We start from the raw sequence: 13,924 nt of genomic DNA, 5'->3' as shown, positions 1-13,924 counted from the left end.
AGGGGGCGTGCGCCGCGAGCCTCGGGACTTGCGCGCATGTTCGGTGGTCGTCGCGGGAATGAGCGGTGTACATCGTGCGTCGTCGGGAGGGAGCGACGATGCGAATGTGGCGGACGTGGCTCGGTGTCCTCGCATGCGTGGGTGGCGCGCAGTTGGCGTGCACTCCCAGCAGCCCCGAGGACCCGTTGTCGGAAGAGCCTTCTCAAGAGCAGGGTGAGTCCACGAACGCGCCGGATGCCTCCGTGGACGTGGCGCCGCCATTGGTGCTCAACGACGACGGGCACGTGAGCACACCGCCGCCGCCCGCGCCGCAGCCGCCGTTGCCGAGCATCGGCTTCCAGCCGGGCTTCCATCAGGCGCTGCGCTGGTCCCACTACGTGGGCGGTGTCACCACGTTCCGCCTGCGGGTGCCGGTGGCGCGCGCCGGAGAGCGGCTCCAGGTGACGTTCCGCGCGGGCGACGGGAACCTCATGCTCCAGCGCGCCACGGTGGCGAAGGCGGGCGTGGACGGCTCGCTGGTGTCGGCGCCGGTGGCGCTGAGCTTCGAGGGCAAGCCGGGCTTCAACGTCGGCGCGCGCGCGCTGGTGACGTCGGACCCGGTGGTGTTCCCCGTGGGCTTCCGCGAGGACGTGGCCATCACCTTCGAGGTGCGCGGGGCGCTGGCCGCCAGCGCCATCAACGCCTTCCCGGGCAGCTTCGCGCGAGCGGGCACGCATGCGCTGGTGACGGGCGCCATCGGCGGCGAGCCCTTCGAGCGCTCCGTGGGCGTGGCCTCGGTGCACGTGGAGGGCCCCACGGGCCGCGCCTTCATCGCGCTGGGTGACAGCATCACCGAGGGCTACGTCGACCTGCGCAACGACACGCGCAACGCCTGGCCGGCGCTGGTGGAGGCGCAGCTGGGCGTGCCCGTGGTCAACGCGGGCGTCAGCGGCCAGGGCTTCTACGACGCGCTGAGGCTCTTGTCCGACGAGGTGCTCGCGGTGAAGGGCGTCACCGACTGCCTGGTGCTGCTGGGCACCAATGATTTGGGCGACGCGGGCGCGGAGGAGCAGATGGAGACGCGGATGCTCCTGCTGGTACAGCGGCTGGAGCCCTTCTGCCGCGTGTGGGTGAGCACGCTGTTGCCGAAGGAGAAGACGAACTACGGCGCCTATGACTACGTGAAGTCGCAGCGGCTGGGCTTCAACGCGTGGCTGCGCGGCGGCGGCACGAGCACGGACGTCATCGACCTGGAGTCGGTGATGCGGCAGACGAGCAACGTGCACCTCTACCTCGACGGCCTGGGCATCGACGGCATCCACCCAAGCACCGAGGGCCACCGGGTGATGGCGGCCGAGGTGGTGCGCACGCTGCGCGAGCGGGGCGAGCTGTAGCCCCGCTGTGGCTCAGCGGGGTCCGAGCACGTTGTTGAGGACGAGCAGCTCCGCCAGTGCTGGCGGAGCCAGCACCCAGTCGTTGCCCGTGGGCACCCAGCGCACGGGCGCCCCCGCCTGCTCCAGCACGGCGTTCACCCGCTGGAGCAGCGGCTCGAAGGTGGTGGCGGGCGCGTCCCAGTCCCCCTCGCCCGCTTCGACCTCGTGTCCTCCGGGGTCCACGACGAAGGCCTCGCGCCCCTGGAGGGGCCGCACCGCGAAGCCCGGCAGATAGGGCTGCAGCGCCGCCTCCAGTCGCTCCAGCAGCGCGCCATCCTTGTACGGGTGGGACAGCTCCCAGTCGAAGAAGGTGGGCAACTGCGACGTCAGCTCGCTGCGCAGCGGGTCCTCACGGCTCTGGCGCCAGTGGTGCTCGGCGAGCTCCAGCGCGGTGGCGGGGACCTTCAGCTCCCACTGCTCCAGCTTCGCGAGCAGCTCCGCCATGCGCTCCACCAGCTCGTACGGCGGCTCCACGCGCGTCACCCACGCCACCTCTGTCACGGACTGCCCGCGACGCTGTCCCGTCACCCGGTCTCCCTTGCGCAGCTGGAAGGGAGGCGCGTCGGACTCCGGCTCCGGATAGAGCGGGGCATGGAATGGCCCCTCTCCCGAGTCCGGCCGCAAGAGCGCGAAGCCGTGCTGGGCGTTGACGTCCTCCACCGTGAATGCGTCCCTAGCCATCCCGACCTCGTCTCGAAAGCCGTTGAAGACGTCTGTATTGGAGCGCTGAAGGTTAAGTCGTCAGCGCCGGAAGCGCACCACGCGCACGTCGAGGTCCCCCGCCTCCGCGTCCAGGACCTGCCTCATCAGCTCGAGCGCGCGCGTCTCGTCGAAGCTGCCGGAGCCCGCGCCGATGATGGGGAAGGCCACGGAGTGGAGGCCCTGCTCACGGGCCCTCTCCAGGGCGTTGCGGACCGAGTCCTGGATGGAGCGCTGGGAGGCGCGCCACAGCATGTCGATGCCCGCCACGTGGATGATGGCCTTGAAGGGCAGCCGCCCCGCGGAGGTCACCACCGCCGAGCCCAGCGGCATGGGGCCCGCTCTCGCCACCTCGCGGAAGGGGCCGACGCCACCTCGTCGCTTGATGGCGCCGGACACCCCCTGCGGCAACAGCAGCCACCAGGGGATGATGTTCCGGTTCCAGGCATTGACGATGGCCTCCACCGGCTGGTCCAGCAGGTCGCCTTCGCAGACAGAGACGGGCATGGCGCGGACTCTAACCGGTGTTGCGCATGCCGGCCGCGATGCCGTTGAGCGAGAGCAACAGCGGCCTGTCGCAGTCACAGTCGCTCTCGCGCTTGCGGCGCAACAGCTCCACCTGGAGGAAGGACATCGGATCCACGTACGGGTTGCGCAGGGCGATGGCGCGCTGGAGCTGGGGGTTGTTGTCGAGCAGCTTCCCCTCCCCCGTCAGCCGCTTCACCTGCCGACGCGTGCGCCGGTGCTCCTGCTGGATGCGACGCCACAGGGCCTTCGTGGACGCGGGGGCGAGCGCCGCGTAGCGCCCGGCGATGGCCATGTCCGACTTGGCCAGCACCATGGTGACGTTGTCGATGACGGCCTTGAAGAAGGGCCACTGGCGGTACATGCGCTTGAGCAGCGCGGGCCCGCCCGGCTCCTTCGAGAAGGCCTCCAGCGCGGAGCCCACGCCGTACCAGCCCGGGACGATGGCCCGGTTCTGCGTCCAGGCGAACACCCAGGGAATCGCGCGCAGCGACTCGAGCCCTCCGGCCTTGCGCTTGCTGGGGCGCGAGCCGATGGGCAGCGCGGAGATCTCCTCCACGGGCGTCGCCGTGGTGAAGAACTCCAGGAAGCGAGGGTCCTCCCACACGAGCGCGCGGTAGGCCTTGCGCCCCGTCTCCGCCAGCGTGTCGAACGTGGCGCGGAAGGTCTTCTCGTCCTCCGGCGTCGGGCGAGGCTGCGCGTCGAGCAGGTGGGGCAGCACGCCGCCCAGGATGAGCTCCAGCGTGCGGCGAGCCAGCTCCGGGCGCGCGTACTTGTGGTCCAGGGCCTCGCCCTGCTCCGTCGCCTTGTAGCCACCGGCCACGGCACCGGGAGGCAGCGCGAGGATGGCCTCCTGGGCGGGGCCACCACCGCGGGCCACGGACTCGCCGCGACCGTGGAACAGGCGAAGGGGGACACCGGACTGGGCGGCCGCCTCGGTGAGCGCGACCTGGGCGCGATAGAGCGCGGCGCTGGCGGCCAGCAGCCCCACCTCCTTGCCCGAGTCGCTGTAGCCGACCATGACCTCCTGGAAGCCGCGCGCGTCGACGTGCTTGCGGTACTCGGCGTTGGCGAAGAGCGTGCGCAGCACGTCGGGGCCACCGTCGAGCGCGCCGAGCTGCTCGAAGAGCGGGACGACGTCCACGGTGGCGCAGCCGCGCTGCTCATCCCACAGGCCCGTGAGCCTGAGGCACTTGAAGGCCGCGAGGACATCCTCGGCCGTGCTGGCCATGCTGAGGATGAGCGTGCGACAGGCGGGCTCACCGGCCTCGGCCTGCGCCTCGCGCAGCTTCTCCAGCACCGCGAGCAGCCGCTTGCCACCCTCGGACGGAGCGGGCCCTCCCGCGTCCAGCGAGGCCGCCGCGCTCACCGCGTCCTCGGCGGGCACGCGCGCCTCCAGCTCGGCCAGGGAGAGCCCCAGCGCGAGGACCCGCTCGCGCATGCGGCGCACCTGGCGCAGACCGGACTTCGCGGCCTTCGCTTCCTCGAGCGAGCGGGACAGCAGGTCCAGGTCCGCGAGCAGGGCCTCGGGCGTGCGATAGGCGCTGGCCGGCATGGGGCCCGCGTCACCGGTGCGCTGGGCCAGCACATGGCGCAGGGCCTGATTCAGCCGCTCCTCCATGAAGCGCAGCTTGCGACGCCAGGGCTCGCCGATGGTGCGCGGCCCCAGGCGCTGCTCGGCCTCGGGGAGTTCCTTCGCGTCGCGCTCCAGGGAGGCGACGAGCTCCGCCGACGGCTTCGCATGGCGCTCCGACTGCGAGAGCATTCCGCCCAGGCGCTCCAGGCCTTGGGTCAGCAGGCGCAACCCACGTGCACGGTGGGCCCGCAGCGTGTCCGCGAAGACTTCCGGTGTCACCAGCGGGTTGCCATCCATGTCTCCGCCGACCCACGAGTGGACTCGCACGGGCGTGTCCACCTGGCCGAGGGGTTCTCCGTAGGCGCGCTCGAAGGCCCAGTCGAGCAGCTCGGGCAGCTCGGAGAGCTGCTCGGCGATGACCTCCTCGACGTACCAGAGGGCGTTCTTCACCTCGTCGCCCACGGTGGGCCGCTCGCGGCGCAGTTCGTCCGTCTGCCACAGAGTGGTGATCTCCTCGCGGAGGGACTCCACGTTGGCGGCGCTCTCGCGGGGCGTCAGCTCGCACCGGTCGCGCTCCTCGAGCAGGCTGGCCATGCGGTAGAGCTTCTCGAGCAGCGTGCGGCGCACGGCCTGCGTGGGATGCGCGGTGAGCGTGAGCGTCACGTGCATCTGGCGCAGCGCCTCGCGGACGCGGGTCGCGGGGATGCCCGCGTCCTTGAGCGACAGCATCGTCGCCTCCAGCGAGCCACGCTGGGGCGTCGTGGACTCGGCGCTGGAGTGCGCGCGGGCGCGGCGGATGCGGTGGTGTTGCTCGGCGAGGTTGACGAGCTGGAAGTACACCGAGAAGGCGCGGAGCACGGGCTCGGTGCGCTCCAGAGGCAGGCGCTTGAGGATCTCCGCGAGCTCGGCCGCGGAGGCGCGCCTTCCCGCCACGGGGCCGCGTCGTCGCTGGATGGCGAGCCGACGGACCTCCTCTTCCAGGTCGAACAGGTCCTGGCCTTCCTGTTCGACGAGCACCTCTCCCAACAGTCGCCCGAGCAGGCGGACATCACGACGCAGGGGCTGATCCACGGCACGGACACGGGCCATATGCCGTGGAAGGTAACGCCTTCCGCCACGGGCCGCGCGGGCAATGTCGGCGGGCCCGTCGTTTCTCGTCCACCTCAGAACCCAAGGTATTCGAGCTCGTCATCGGTCAGCTGGTGCAACGGCTGCCGGCTCAGGACCTCGCCAGTCTCCGGGTGGTTGTACAGCTCCGAGTCCGGAAGGTTGCGCAGCACCAGCTCCAGCTTTCGGATCTGCCCTCGCTCCGAGTCGATCATCTCTCCCTCCTTGATGAGGTTGGCGATGACGCCCGCGGGCACGATGGCTTCACTCGGGGCGCCGCCCTGGTTCTGATAGGAGACGAACTCGGACTTCTTGTTCTGGAACTGGATGACCAGCGCGGCCAGACGCTCGGAGTCGATCTGGTACTCCGCGCGGATGCGACGCATCCGGCCCTCGCGGTCCTCGATGCGCGCCACCAGCTCCTTGACCTTCTTCTGCATCGCCACCCGAAGGTCGGGGGTGGTCTTGGTGTTGTAGCGAACGGATTCGAACAGCTCCGACGGTCGTTGAATGCTGTAGCCCATGGGGCCGGCTCCTCGTTGGGTTCGACGCGGGTCGAGCGCGCCGACGGCGCGAACGGGCGGGAGCTGACCGGGCACCTCGCGGCTACGTCTTCGCGTCGAAGGCAGTGGAGCGCGAGAGAAGCTCCATCCGGTCGACATCGGTGGCGACGAGGGACAACTTGGCGCGAATCTGTTCCACGGCGTCACCGCCCAAGGGCAGCCGCAACGGAAGCTCCGCGCTCGGTCGCGCGATGACGTCCGCCATGACCCGGGCTGCCTTCACCGGGTCTCCGCCCTGCTTGCCGTCCGTCTGGCGCACCCAGGTGCGCAACTGCCCCACCGTTCCCTCGTAGGCGCTCATCGCGGGCATGTGCCGGAACGAAGCGCCGAACAGCGAGGTGCGGAAGGTCCCCGGCTCCACTACGAGCACGCGAATCCCCAGCGGCTTCACCTCCTGCGCGAGGCTCTCGGACATGCCTTCCAGGGCGTGCTTCGCGGCGCAATAGGCACCGAAGCCCGGCGCGGAGGAGAGCCCCGCGACGCTCGAGACCTGCACGATGGTGCCGGAGCCCCGTGCCCGCATGTGAGGCAGCACCTCGCGCGTGGTGGTGACGGCGGCGAAGAACATCAACTCCATCGTCGCGCGCAGGTCCCGGTCGCTCGTCTCCTCGATGGCGCCGAGGATGCTGAAGCCCGCGTTGTTGACCAGCACGTCGATGTGGCCGAAGCGGGAGATGGCGGTCGTCACGGCGTCGCGCACCTTCTCGGGCTGCGTCACGTCCAGTGCGGCGAGGCGCAGCCGCCCCGAGGCCGACGACGCCAGCTCCGCGAGGACCTGCGGTTGCCTCGCGGCGGCGACCACGCTGTCGCCTCGCCGCAGCACCTCCTCGACGAGCGCACGCCCCAGTCCCGAGGACGCTCCCGTGATGAACCAGACCTTGTTGGAGGTGGACGCTGAAGAACCTTGGCTGCCCATGGTGGACTCCTTCGACTGCGAGTTCGTTGACGCAGTTCAGAATAGGAGTCCGGGGACCTCGTGATTAGCAGTGGAATTGCGATGGTTTTTTAAGTTTCGCTAAAAGATGCACATGCGAGACGACTACTCGGGGCTGAACGCGCTGGCGGCGGTGGCGGACAAGCGCAGCTTCACGGCCGCGGCGGCCCAGTTGAGCGTGACGCCGTCGGCACTCAGCCAGAGCATCCGGGCGCTCGAGGAGCGGGTGGGCGTGCGGCTGCTCCAGCGGACGACGAGGAGCGTCGGTCTGACGGAGGCAGGCGAGCGTTTCCTATCGCAGCTCAGGCCCGCGATGGCGAGCATCCGCTCCGCCTTCGAGTCACTCGACGCGGTCCGCGGGCGTCCCTCCGGCACGCTGCGACTCAATGTGCCCCGGCTGGCCATCGCGGCGGTGCTCGACTCCATCCTGGGGGGCTTCCTCGCGGCGAACCCGGAGCTCAGGCTCGACATCGTCGTCGACGACGGCATCACCAACATCGTGGAGCACGGCTTCGACGCGGGTATCCGACTCGGCGAGATGCTCGACAAGGACGTCGTGGCGCTGCGACTCACCGACGACCTGCGCATGACGGTGGTCGGCTCACCCGCGTATCTGAGCGCGCGCGGACGGCCGAAGCATCCGAGGGACTTGCACGCGCACGACTGCATCAACTACCGCCACCTCAGGAGTGGCACCGTGTACCGCTGGGAGTTCAGCGACAAGGGTCGCGACCTCACCGTCGCCGTGGAGGGGCGGCTCATCGTCAACGACAACGAGCTGATGGTTCGTGGAGCGCTCGATGGCGTGGGGCTCGCATACGTCATGGAGCACACCGTCGAGCAGGAGCTGGCCGACAAGCGCCTCGTCCGGGTGCTCTCCAACTACTGTCCGCCCTTCCCCGGCCTCTTCCTCTACTACCCGAGTCGGACCCAGCTCCCCCTCAAGCTGCGCGCGCTCGTCGACTTCCTGCGGGCCCGACGCTCGGGAGCAAGGACCTCCTGACGTGAGCCTGTTGCCGAGGGGAGCCTGTTCAAGGTCGCCTGCTCGGGTCGATACCTCCCGCCCTGCACGCGTTCGAGCGGGCCCTGACGCTCCGGGCGGGCACATCCGGTAAGGTGCCCTCCGTGAGCATGAGTCGGCCCCTCCCCCGTGGGTTTGTCCCCATCGTCCTGCTGGTGTTGTGCGTCGCGCACGTCGCGCTCGGGCTCGTCCTCCTACCCGGGGCCATGTTCGCAAAGTACCCCGACAGCGCGCGGCTGCTGACGTCGGGCCGGATGCTCCCCGAGCAGGGCGCGGACTTCAGCCCCCTGTACCTCATCCTCAACGTGGCCCTCTCCCCTACTCCGCTGCGCTGGGTCCAGAGCATCGCGGGCGCGCTCGGGCTCATCGCCGTCTATGTGCTCGGCGCCCGGCTGCTGTCGCGCCCCGTGGGACTGCTCGCCGCGACGCTCGTCGCGGTGACGACGCCTGTCCTCCTCTACGAGGCCACGCTGGAGCCGGACCTGCTGGTCATGGTCCTCAATCTGGGAGCGCTCGCGCTGCTGGCCCACGCACGGCCCCACTTCCAGAAACACTGGCTGGTCCTCGCGGGCGTGCTGCTCGGACTCTCGGGAGCGACACGTCCCACGGGCCTCGCCATCCTCGTCCTCGCGACGGGCTGGATGCTCTGGGAGCGTCGCCGCGAGGCACGACGCGCGAGCCTGCTCGCCGGAGCGCTGTTGCTGGGCACGGGGATGTTCTCATCCTGGCTGCCCGCTCAAATCATCCGCGCGACCGTGGGTTCACACCTCGGCGCGACCATGAGCGCGGGCGCCGTGCTGCACATGGGCAACCGCCCCGAGGGCACAGGACTGGGCGCGCAACCGCCCACGCTCATCAAGCAGTACGAGGCGCAGCTGCGCTCCCCCGAGCGCCCCGACCACGCGCACAGCCTCTACCGACAGTTCGCCCGAGCCGAGGCGGGCGAAGACCTGTCCCCCTCCCGCACCGAGCTGTACTGGATGCGCAAGACGCTGAACTTCGCGCTGGAGGAGCCGACAACCGTCCTCGGCTTGTTCGGCCGGAAGCTGGCGTTCTTCCTCTTCGGCCCGGAAGGCCACGACCTGGTCGAGGTGCGCCGCGCCGAAGCGCACCTCGCGGGGCTCCCTCTCCTCGATGCCCAGGTCCTGGGCTTGCTCGGCGTGGCCGGACTCGGCGCCCTGCTCGCGCGACGACGAAGCGTCGGGCTCATCGTGCTCTACCTCGCCGCGAGCACCGCGCTCGCCGTGGGCTTCTACGTGGTGAGCCGATACCGACTGGCCGCGCTGCCCGCCTGGGCGCTGTTCGCGAGCGCGCTCGCGGTGATGGCCTTCGAGTCACGGCGCGAGCCCCGGGTCCTCGGACTGCTGACCGTCGGCCTCGCGCTCTGTCTCGCGCTGCCCACGTTCTTCCCCTTTGTACGCGACGTGGAGCGGATGCTCGCGCGGACAGAAGCCGTGGGCAGTCCGGGCACGGCGCTCAACACCGCGCTCCAGCAGGGCCGGTATGACGAGGCGACGCAGGCCTTCGAGCAGCTCCAGGCCGCGCATCCGTTCACCGCGCTCGCGAGGCCCCTGCGCGGCGTGCCGTTCGAATCGCCCGTGGTCGCCGAGCGCTCGGGAGCGATGTCCGTGGAGAAGCTGGGCCTGGAGACACCCATGGACCTCTACTTCGCCTCGGAGCTGGCACGGCGCGCCGGCCACTGCGACCAGGCCCTCCCCGCCGCACACGCGGCCCAGGACGCGGGCTATCGCGGAGCGCTCTATGACACCTCGCTGGACCCCGCCCTGGTGGTGGCGGATTGCCTGTTGTCACGTGGCGACCGCGCCGGCGCGTTGAAGGCCGCGGAGGCGTCGCTGAATGAACGAGGCGGCACGCTGGACGCCCTCGCCTTCGCGGTGGCTGGCACGGAGTCGCTCGCCACCGATGCGGAGGAACAGCGAGCCCGCTGGGACGCGAAGCTCTTCGCCATCCACGACCTGTTGAGCGCCAGACACGCGCGGGGGCTCGCGCGCCTGCGTTGGGGGAACTTCACCGGTGCGCTGCAGGACGCGGACGCGGTCCTCGCCGCCATTCCCGACGTGGCCGTCACCCACCACCTGCGCGCCGCCGCGCTCACGGGACTCGGTCGCCATGCCGAGGCGCTTCGCGCCTATGCGCGCGCCCTCCAGCTTCTACCGGGGCACAACTTCGCGACCCGTCCGCTCGAGGACACCGTGGCAATGGCGCTCGCGGAAGCCGCCGAGGCTCCTGGGGTGCTGAGCGTGGCCACGGAGCATCACCTCCGCGCGGGACGACTGGAACTGGCTCGCGACCTCGCCGCTCGCGCCAGCAAGCTCGCCCCCGAGGACAAGAACCTCGCGCGAATCGCCCAGGAACTGGCCCAGGCCCGACCTTCCGGTATCCCCATTCCGCCACCGCCCTCTCCGCGAGCTACTCGCTCCGCCACGCCCCCTGAACCGTGAGCGACGCGCCTTGGCTTCGTGACTCGGCGCCGCACCCGCCCTCTCCGCGAGCAACTCGCTCCGCCAGGCCTCCTGAACCGTCAGCGACGCGCCTTGGCTTCGCGGCGCGGCAGCCGCACCCGGTACACTCTGTGCGCCAGCCATGACGCCCTCATGTACCGGGCTCGCCGTGCACGAGCGGCGCATCAGCCCCGGCACAGACGAATGGCGCGGCATCCCACCCATGACCGGCGTTGGCCTCCCGCCTCGCGTGAGCACACGCCACGCCCCTGTGGCCCATCGACCGCACTCAGGCCCGGTCCGCGCCTTGCAGAACCCCTGTGCACACGACGCGGCCCACGGTGCCGCACAGGGGTGAAAGGTCATGTGGACGACAGGGTGGTGGAAGGTGGCGGTGATGTGCGGCTCGCTGGCCGCGTCCGGGGCGCTCGCGCGGTCGACGACGCTTGCTGAGCCCACCGAGCAGCCAGACATGACCACGCTGGAGCCGAGCCTCACTCCACCGTCGCCCGAGGAGCTCTTCTCCGGCGCCCCCGACGAGATGGCCCCGCCGCGCCTGCGCCACGTCGAGCCCGTCGCCTGCGCCTCCGCGCCCGAGGGCCGCCTCTGGGTCGCGTCCACCGAGGAGTGCGGCGACACCGAGTGCATCGACAAGACGACAGTGTGGGTCGGCTCCTGGACCGTCGAGGACACCACGGTCGAGGTCCAGTGCGACGCCGACCGCATCATCCTCTCCACCTTCGACTGGAAGATGGTCCTCGTCCCCGACGGCAAGGGCGACTTCGACGTCGAGGAGTCCGTCCTCGGTGACGGCGAGGTCACCCCCGTCCCCACCGAGCACGCCCAGGCCGAGCCCGTGAAGCCCGGCCCCCAGGGCTGAAGCCTACGGCCCGATGCGCCGCAGGATGAGGATGGCCCCCTCGTCCAGCCGCCGATCTCGCAAGTCAATCTCGCAGTCGATCATCCAGTCCCCATGTCCCTCGGGGTCCATGATGCGCTGCTGCACCTCCCAGAGCCGGGGGCCCGTCTCCTTCAGGAACGTGTTCGCCGGCTTGCGCGCCTGCGGCGTGAGCACCACTACCTTGTGCTCCTCGTGGTACGGCACCATCGCCTGCTCGAGCTTCGGCGCCGTCCACTCGCCCAGCGGGTTGTCCAAGAGCGTCAGCGCGTCCGTGTAGCGCTTCTGTCCCAGCGCGCGCAGCAGCCGGTGCAGCTCCTCGCGCACGCGGGCCGCGAAGGCGCGCGGGTCCTCGGTGAGCTCCTTCGGCTTGAGCTCCACCGCCGGCTTCGCCTCGACCACGGCGTCCGGGTTGCGCATGCGCTCCCACTCGTCCACCAGGCTCGAGTCCACCTGACGAATCGTCGCGCGCAGGTGGTCGATGATGTCCTCCACCTCCTCCGTGCGGAAGCGCTCCGGCACCGTCTGCGCCAGCGTCTTGTACACGTCGCTGACGTAGCGCAGCAGCACACCCTCGCTGCGCTGCAGCCCGTACTCGCGTACGTAGTCGTGGAAGGACATGAAGCGCTCGAACATGTCCCGCACCACCGCCTTGGGGCGGATGTTCTCCTCGCCCACCCACGGGTGCTTGCGCGCGAAGGCGTTGAACGTGCCGTAGATGAAGTCCCGGTTCGGCTTGGGCCACTCCAGCTTCTCCAGCTGCTCCATCCGGTCGTCGTACTCGACGCCCTGCGCCTTCATCTCTTGAATCTTCTCGCCCTTGAGCTGGTGCAATTGCGCGTAGAGCACCACCTCCGGGTTCTCCAGGATGGACTCCACCAGCGTCACCACGTCCAGCGCGTACGTCTCCGTGGTCGGGTCCAGCAGTTCCAGCGTCTCCAGCAGATACAACGACAGCGTGTGGTTGAGGCTGAAGTCGTGCTGGAGCTCCTGCGCCACCTTCACCGAGGCCCCCGAGCCGCCCTCCCCTCGCAGCACCTCCACGATTCCCGCGCCGCGCAGCGTGCGGAAGTCCCGCGCCGCCTCCTTCAGGTGCCGGCGCTTCAGGAAGTCCGAGTCGTGGCAGCGCTGGATGAGCTGCACCAGCCGGTGGTAGCCCCCCGTGCCCCGGACGTGGTCGCTCTGGAGCAGGTTCAAAATCATGCCGTGCGACACCGCGAAGCGTGACTCCAGCGGCTCGGGCATGCCCGTCTGGAGTCGATCGAAGGTGTTCTTGTCGTACTGCACGAAGTTCTTCTGCGGAGGCTTCTGCTTGGGCGCCTTCTTCTTGCCCGCCGCCTCCTTCGCCGCCTGCTTGATGTTCTCCACCACGTACTCGGGCGCCTGCGCGACGACGCTGCCCTCGTTGTCGAAGCCCTTGCGGCCCGCGCGCCCGGCGATCTGCTGGAAGTCGCGCACGCTCAGGGTCGCCAGCTTCTCGCCGTTGAACTTGAACAGCTGCGTGAAGAGCACCGTGCGGATGGGGATGTTCACGCCCACGCCCAGCGTGTCCGTGCCGCTGATGACCTTCAGGTGCCCGCCCTGCGCCAGCTTCTCCACCAGGAGCCGGTACTTCGGCAACAGCCCCGCGTGGTGCATGCCGATGCCGTGGCGCAGGAAGCGCTGGAAGTCCTTGCCGTAGGGCGTGTCGAAGGGCGCGTCCATCAGCGCCAGCCGGATGGCCTCCTTCTCCTCCTTGGTGGAGAAGTCCACGCTCATGAGGTTCTGCGCCTGCTCGGCGGCGGCGCGCTGCGTGAAGTTCACCAGGTAGATGGGGTACTTCTTGCGCGCGATGAGGTCTTCAATCGTCTCGTGCAGCGCGGACTCGCGGTAGTCGAAGTCCAGCGGCACCGGGCGCTGCGCGCTTCGCACCGTGGCCACCTCGCGGCCGGTGAGCCGCTGCAGGCTCTCCTCGATGATGTGCGTGGGGCCCAGCGTCGCCGACATCAACAGGAACGTCACCTGCGGCAGCGCGATGAGCGGAATCTGCCACGCCACGCCGCGGTCGCGGTCCGAGTAGTAGTGGAACTCGTCCATGACGACGTAGTCCACCTTCGCCCCCGCGTCTCGCAGCGCGAGGTTGGAGAGGATTTCGGCGGTGCAGCAGATGATGGGCGCGTCGCGGTTGATGCTCGCGTCGCCGGTGAGCATGCCCACGTTCTCCGCGCCGAAGGCGTCGCACAGCGCGAAGAACTTCTCGTTCACCAGCGCCTTGATGGGGCACGTGTAGAAGGAGACCTTGCCCTCGGCCATGGCCTTGAAGTGCAGGGCGGTGGCGACCAGCGACTTGCCGGAGCCCGTGGGCGTCTTGAGGAACAGGTGCTTGCCCGCGAGCAGCTCCAGGATGGCTTCCTCCTGGGCGGGGTAGAGGCTGAGCCCGTTCGATGCGACATAGCCGACGAAACGGTCCAGGATGCTGTCCGGGTCGAGCGCGGGCTCTCCCTTCTTGGGGAGCAGGGCTGCGAGCGGCGCTTGGGATTCAGGGGTGGCCATCACCGCCGGACTCTAGAGCAGCCCCCGCCTCCCGTCCGCTGTGAAATCCCGGAGCGCCCCCCCGTACGAGCCACGACGAGGGGCCCATGGCACGGTCCACCGCGCGTCATTGGCCACGCACGCCGGAACGATGTGGGGGCCCGAGCGCATGCCTACCGTTGCGCGACCTCCGGCCAACAAAGGGGCAGCATGATG

At 69.8% G+C, this 13,924-nt stretch carries 10 protein-coding genes; 4 read left to right on the top strand and 6 right to left on the bottom strand.

Going from position 1 to position 13,924, the window contains the following annotated elements; genetic code table 11:
• Positions 1-98: 98 nt before the first annotated feature.
• The gene (locus VZQ01_RS35700) at positions 99-1,373 is read left to right on the top strand and encodes an SGNH/GDSL hydrolase family protein (protein WP_426745880.1); all 1,275 of its coding nucleotides are present in this window, start codon (positions 99-101) and stop codon (positions 1,371-1,373) included.
• A 12-nt stretch (positions 1,374-1,385) separates the two neighbouring features.
• On the opposite strand, the gene VZQ01_RS35695 is transcribed toward VZQ01_RS35700, so the two are convergent.
• The 5 genes from VZQ01_RS35695 to VZQ01_RS35675 form a co-directional block, all read right to left on the bottom strand.
• Positions 1,386-2,093 (bottom strand): hypothetical protein, encoded by a 708-nt coding sequence (locus tag VZQ01_RS35695; protein WP_223751619.1) that lies wholly within the window; start codon positions 2,091-2,093, stop codon positions 1,386-1,388.
• 60 nt (positions 2,094-2,153) lie between these two features.
• Positions 2,154-2,618, bottom strand: a complete 465-nt coding sequence (locus VZQ01_RS35690) for a macro domain-containing protein (protein WP_223751618.1) — start codon at positions 2,616-2,618, stop codon at positions 2,154-2,156.
• Between the two features lie 10 nt (positions 2,619-2,628).
• Positions 2,629-5,301 (bottom strand): phosphoenolpyruvate carboxylase, encoded by a 2,673-nt coding sequence (locus VZQ01_RS35685; RefSeq protein ID WP_426745879.1) that lies wholly within the window; start codon positions 5,299-5,301, stop codon positions 2,629-2,631.
• A gap of 74 nt (positions 5,302-5,375) precedes the next feature.
• Positions 5,376-5,843, bottom strand: coding sequence for a hypothetical protein (locus tag VZQ01_RS35680; RefSeq protein WP_426745878.1), 468 nt, complete (start codon positions 5,841-5,843; stop codon positions 5,376-5,378).
• Positions 5,844-5,925: 82 nt separating this feature from the next.
• Positions 5,926-6,798 (bottom strand): SDR family NAD(P)-dependent oxidoreductase, encoded by an 873-nt coding sequence (locus VZQ01_RS35675; RefSeq protein ID WP_223751615.1) that lies wholly within the window; start codon positions 6,796-6,798, stop codon positions 5,926-5,928.
• 112 nt (positions 6,799-6,910) lie between these two features.
• On the opposite strand from VZQ01_RS35675, the gene VZQ01_RS35670 reads away from it, so the two are divergent.
• From VZQ01_RS35670 to VZQ01_RS35660, 3 genes are all read left to right on the top strand, one after another.
• Entirely contained in the window at positions 6,911-7,819 is a 909-nt protein-coding gene (locus tag VZQ01_RS35670) for a LysR family transcriptional regulator (protein ID WP_426745877.1), read from the top strand.
• A 128-nt stretch (positions 7,820-7,947) separates the two neighbouring features.
• Positions 7,948-10,299, top strand: a complete 2,352-nt coding sequence (locus VZQ01_RS35665; protein WP_426745876.1) for a glycosyltransferase family 39 protein — start codon at positions 7,948-7,950, stop codon at positions 10,297-10,299.
• A 364-nt stretch (positions 10,300-10,663) separates the two neighbouring features.
• Positions 10,664-11,179 carry a hypothetical protein gene (locus VZQ01_RS35660; RefSeq protein ID WP_223751612.1) on the top strand — a complete coding sequence of 172 codons (516 nt, stop codon included), beginning with the start codon at positions 10,664-10,666 and terminating at the stop codon, positions 11,177-11,179.
• Positions 11,180-11,182: 3 nt separating this feature from the next.
• On the opposite strand, the gene VZQ01_RS35655 is transcribed toward VZQ01_RS35660, so the two are convergent.
• Positions 11,183-13,729, bottom strand: coding sequence for a DEAD/DEAH box helicase (locus tag VZQ01_RS35655; RefSeq protein WP_223751611.1), 2,547 nt, complete (start codon positions 13,727-13,729; stop codon positions 11,183-11,185).
• Positions 13,730-13,924 lie beyond the last annotated feature (195 nt).

Origin of the sequence: Myxococcus faecalis (assembly GCF_050039385.1) — a bacterium.
GTDB classification, from domain to species: Bacteria; Myxococcota; Myxococcia; order Myxococcales; family Myxococcaceae; genus Myxococcus; species Myxococcus fulvus.
This window is presented reverse-complemented; position numbering and strand designations above follow the sequence as displayed.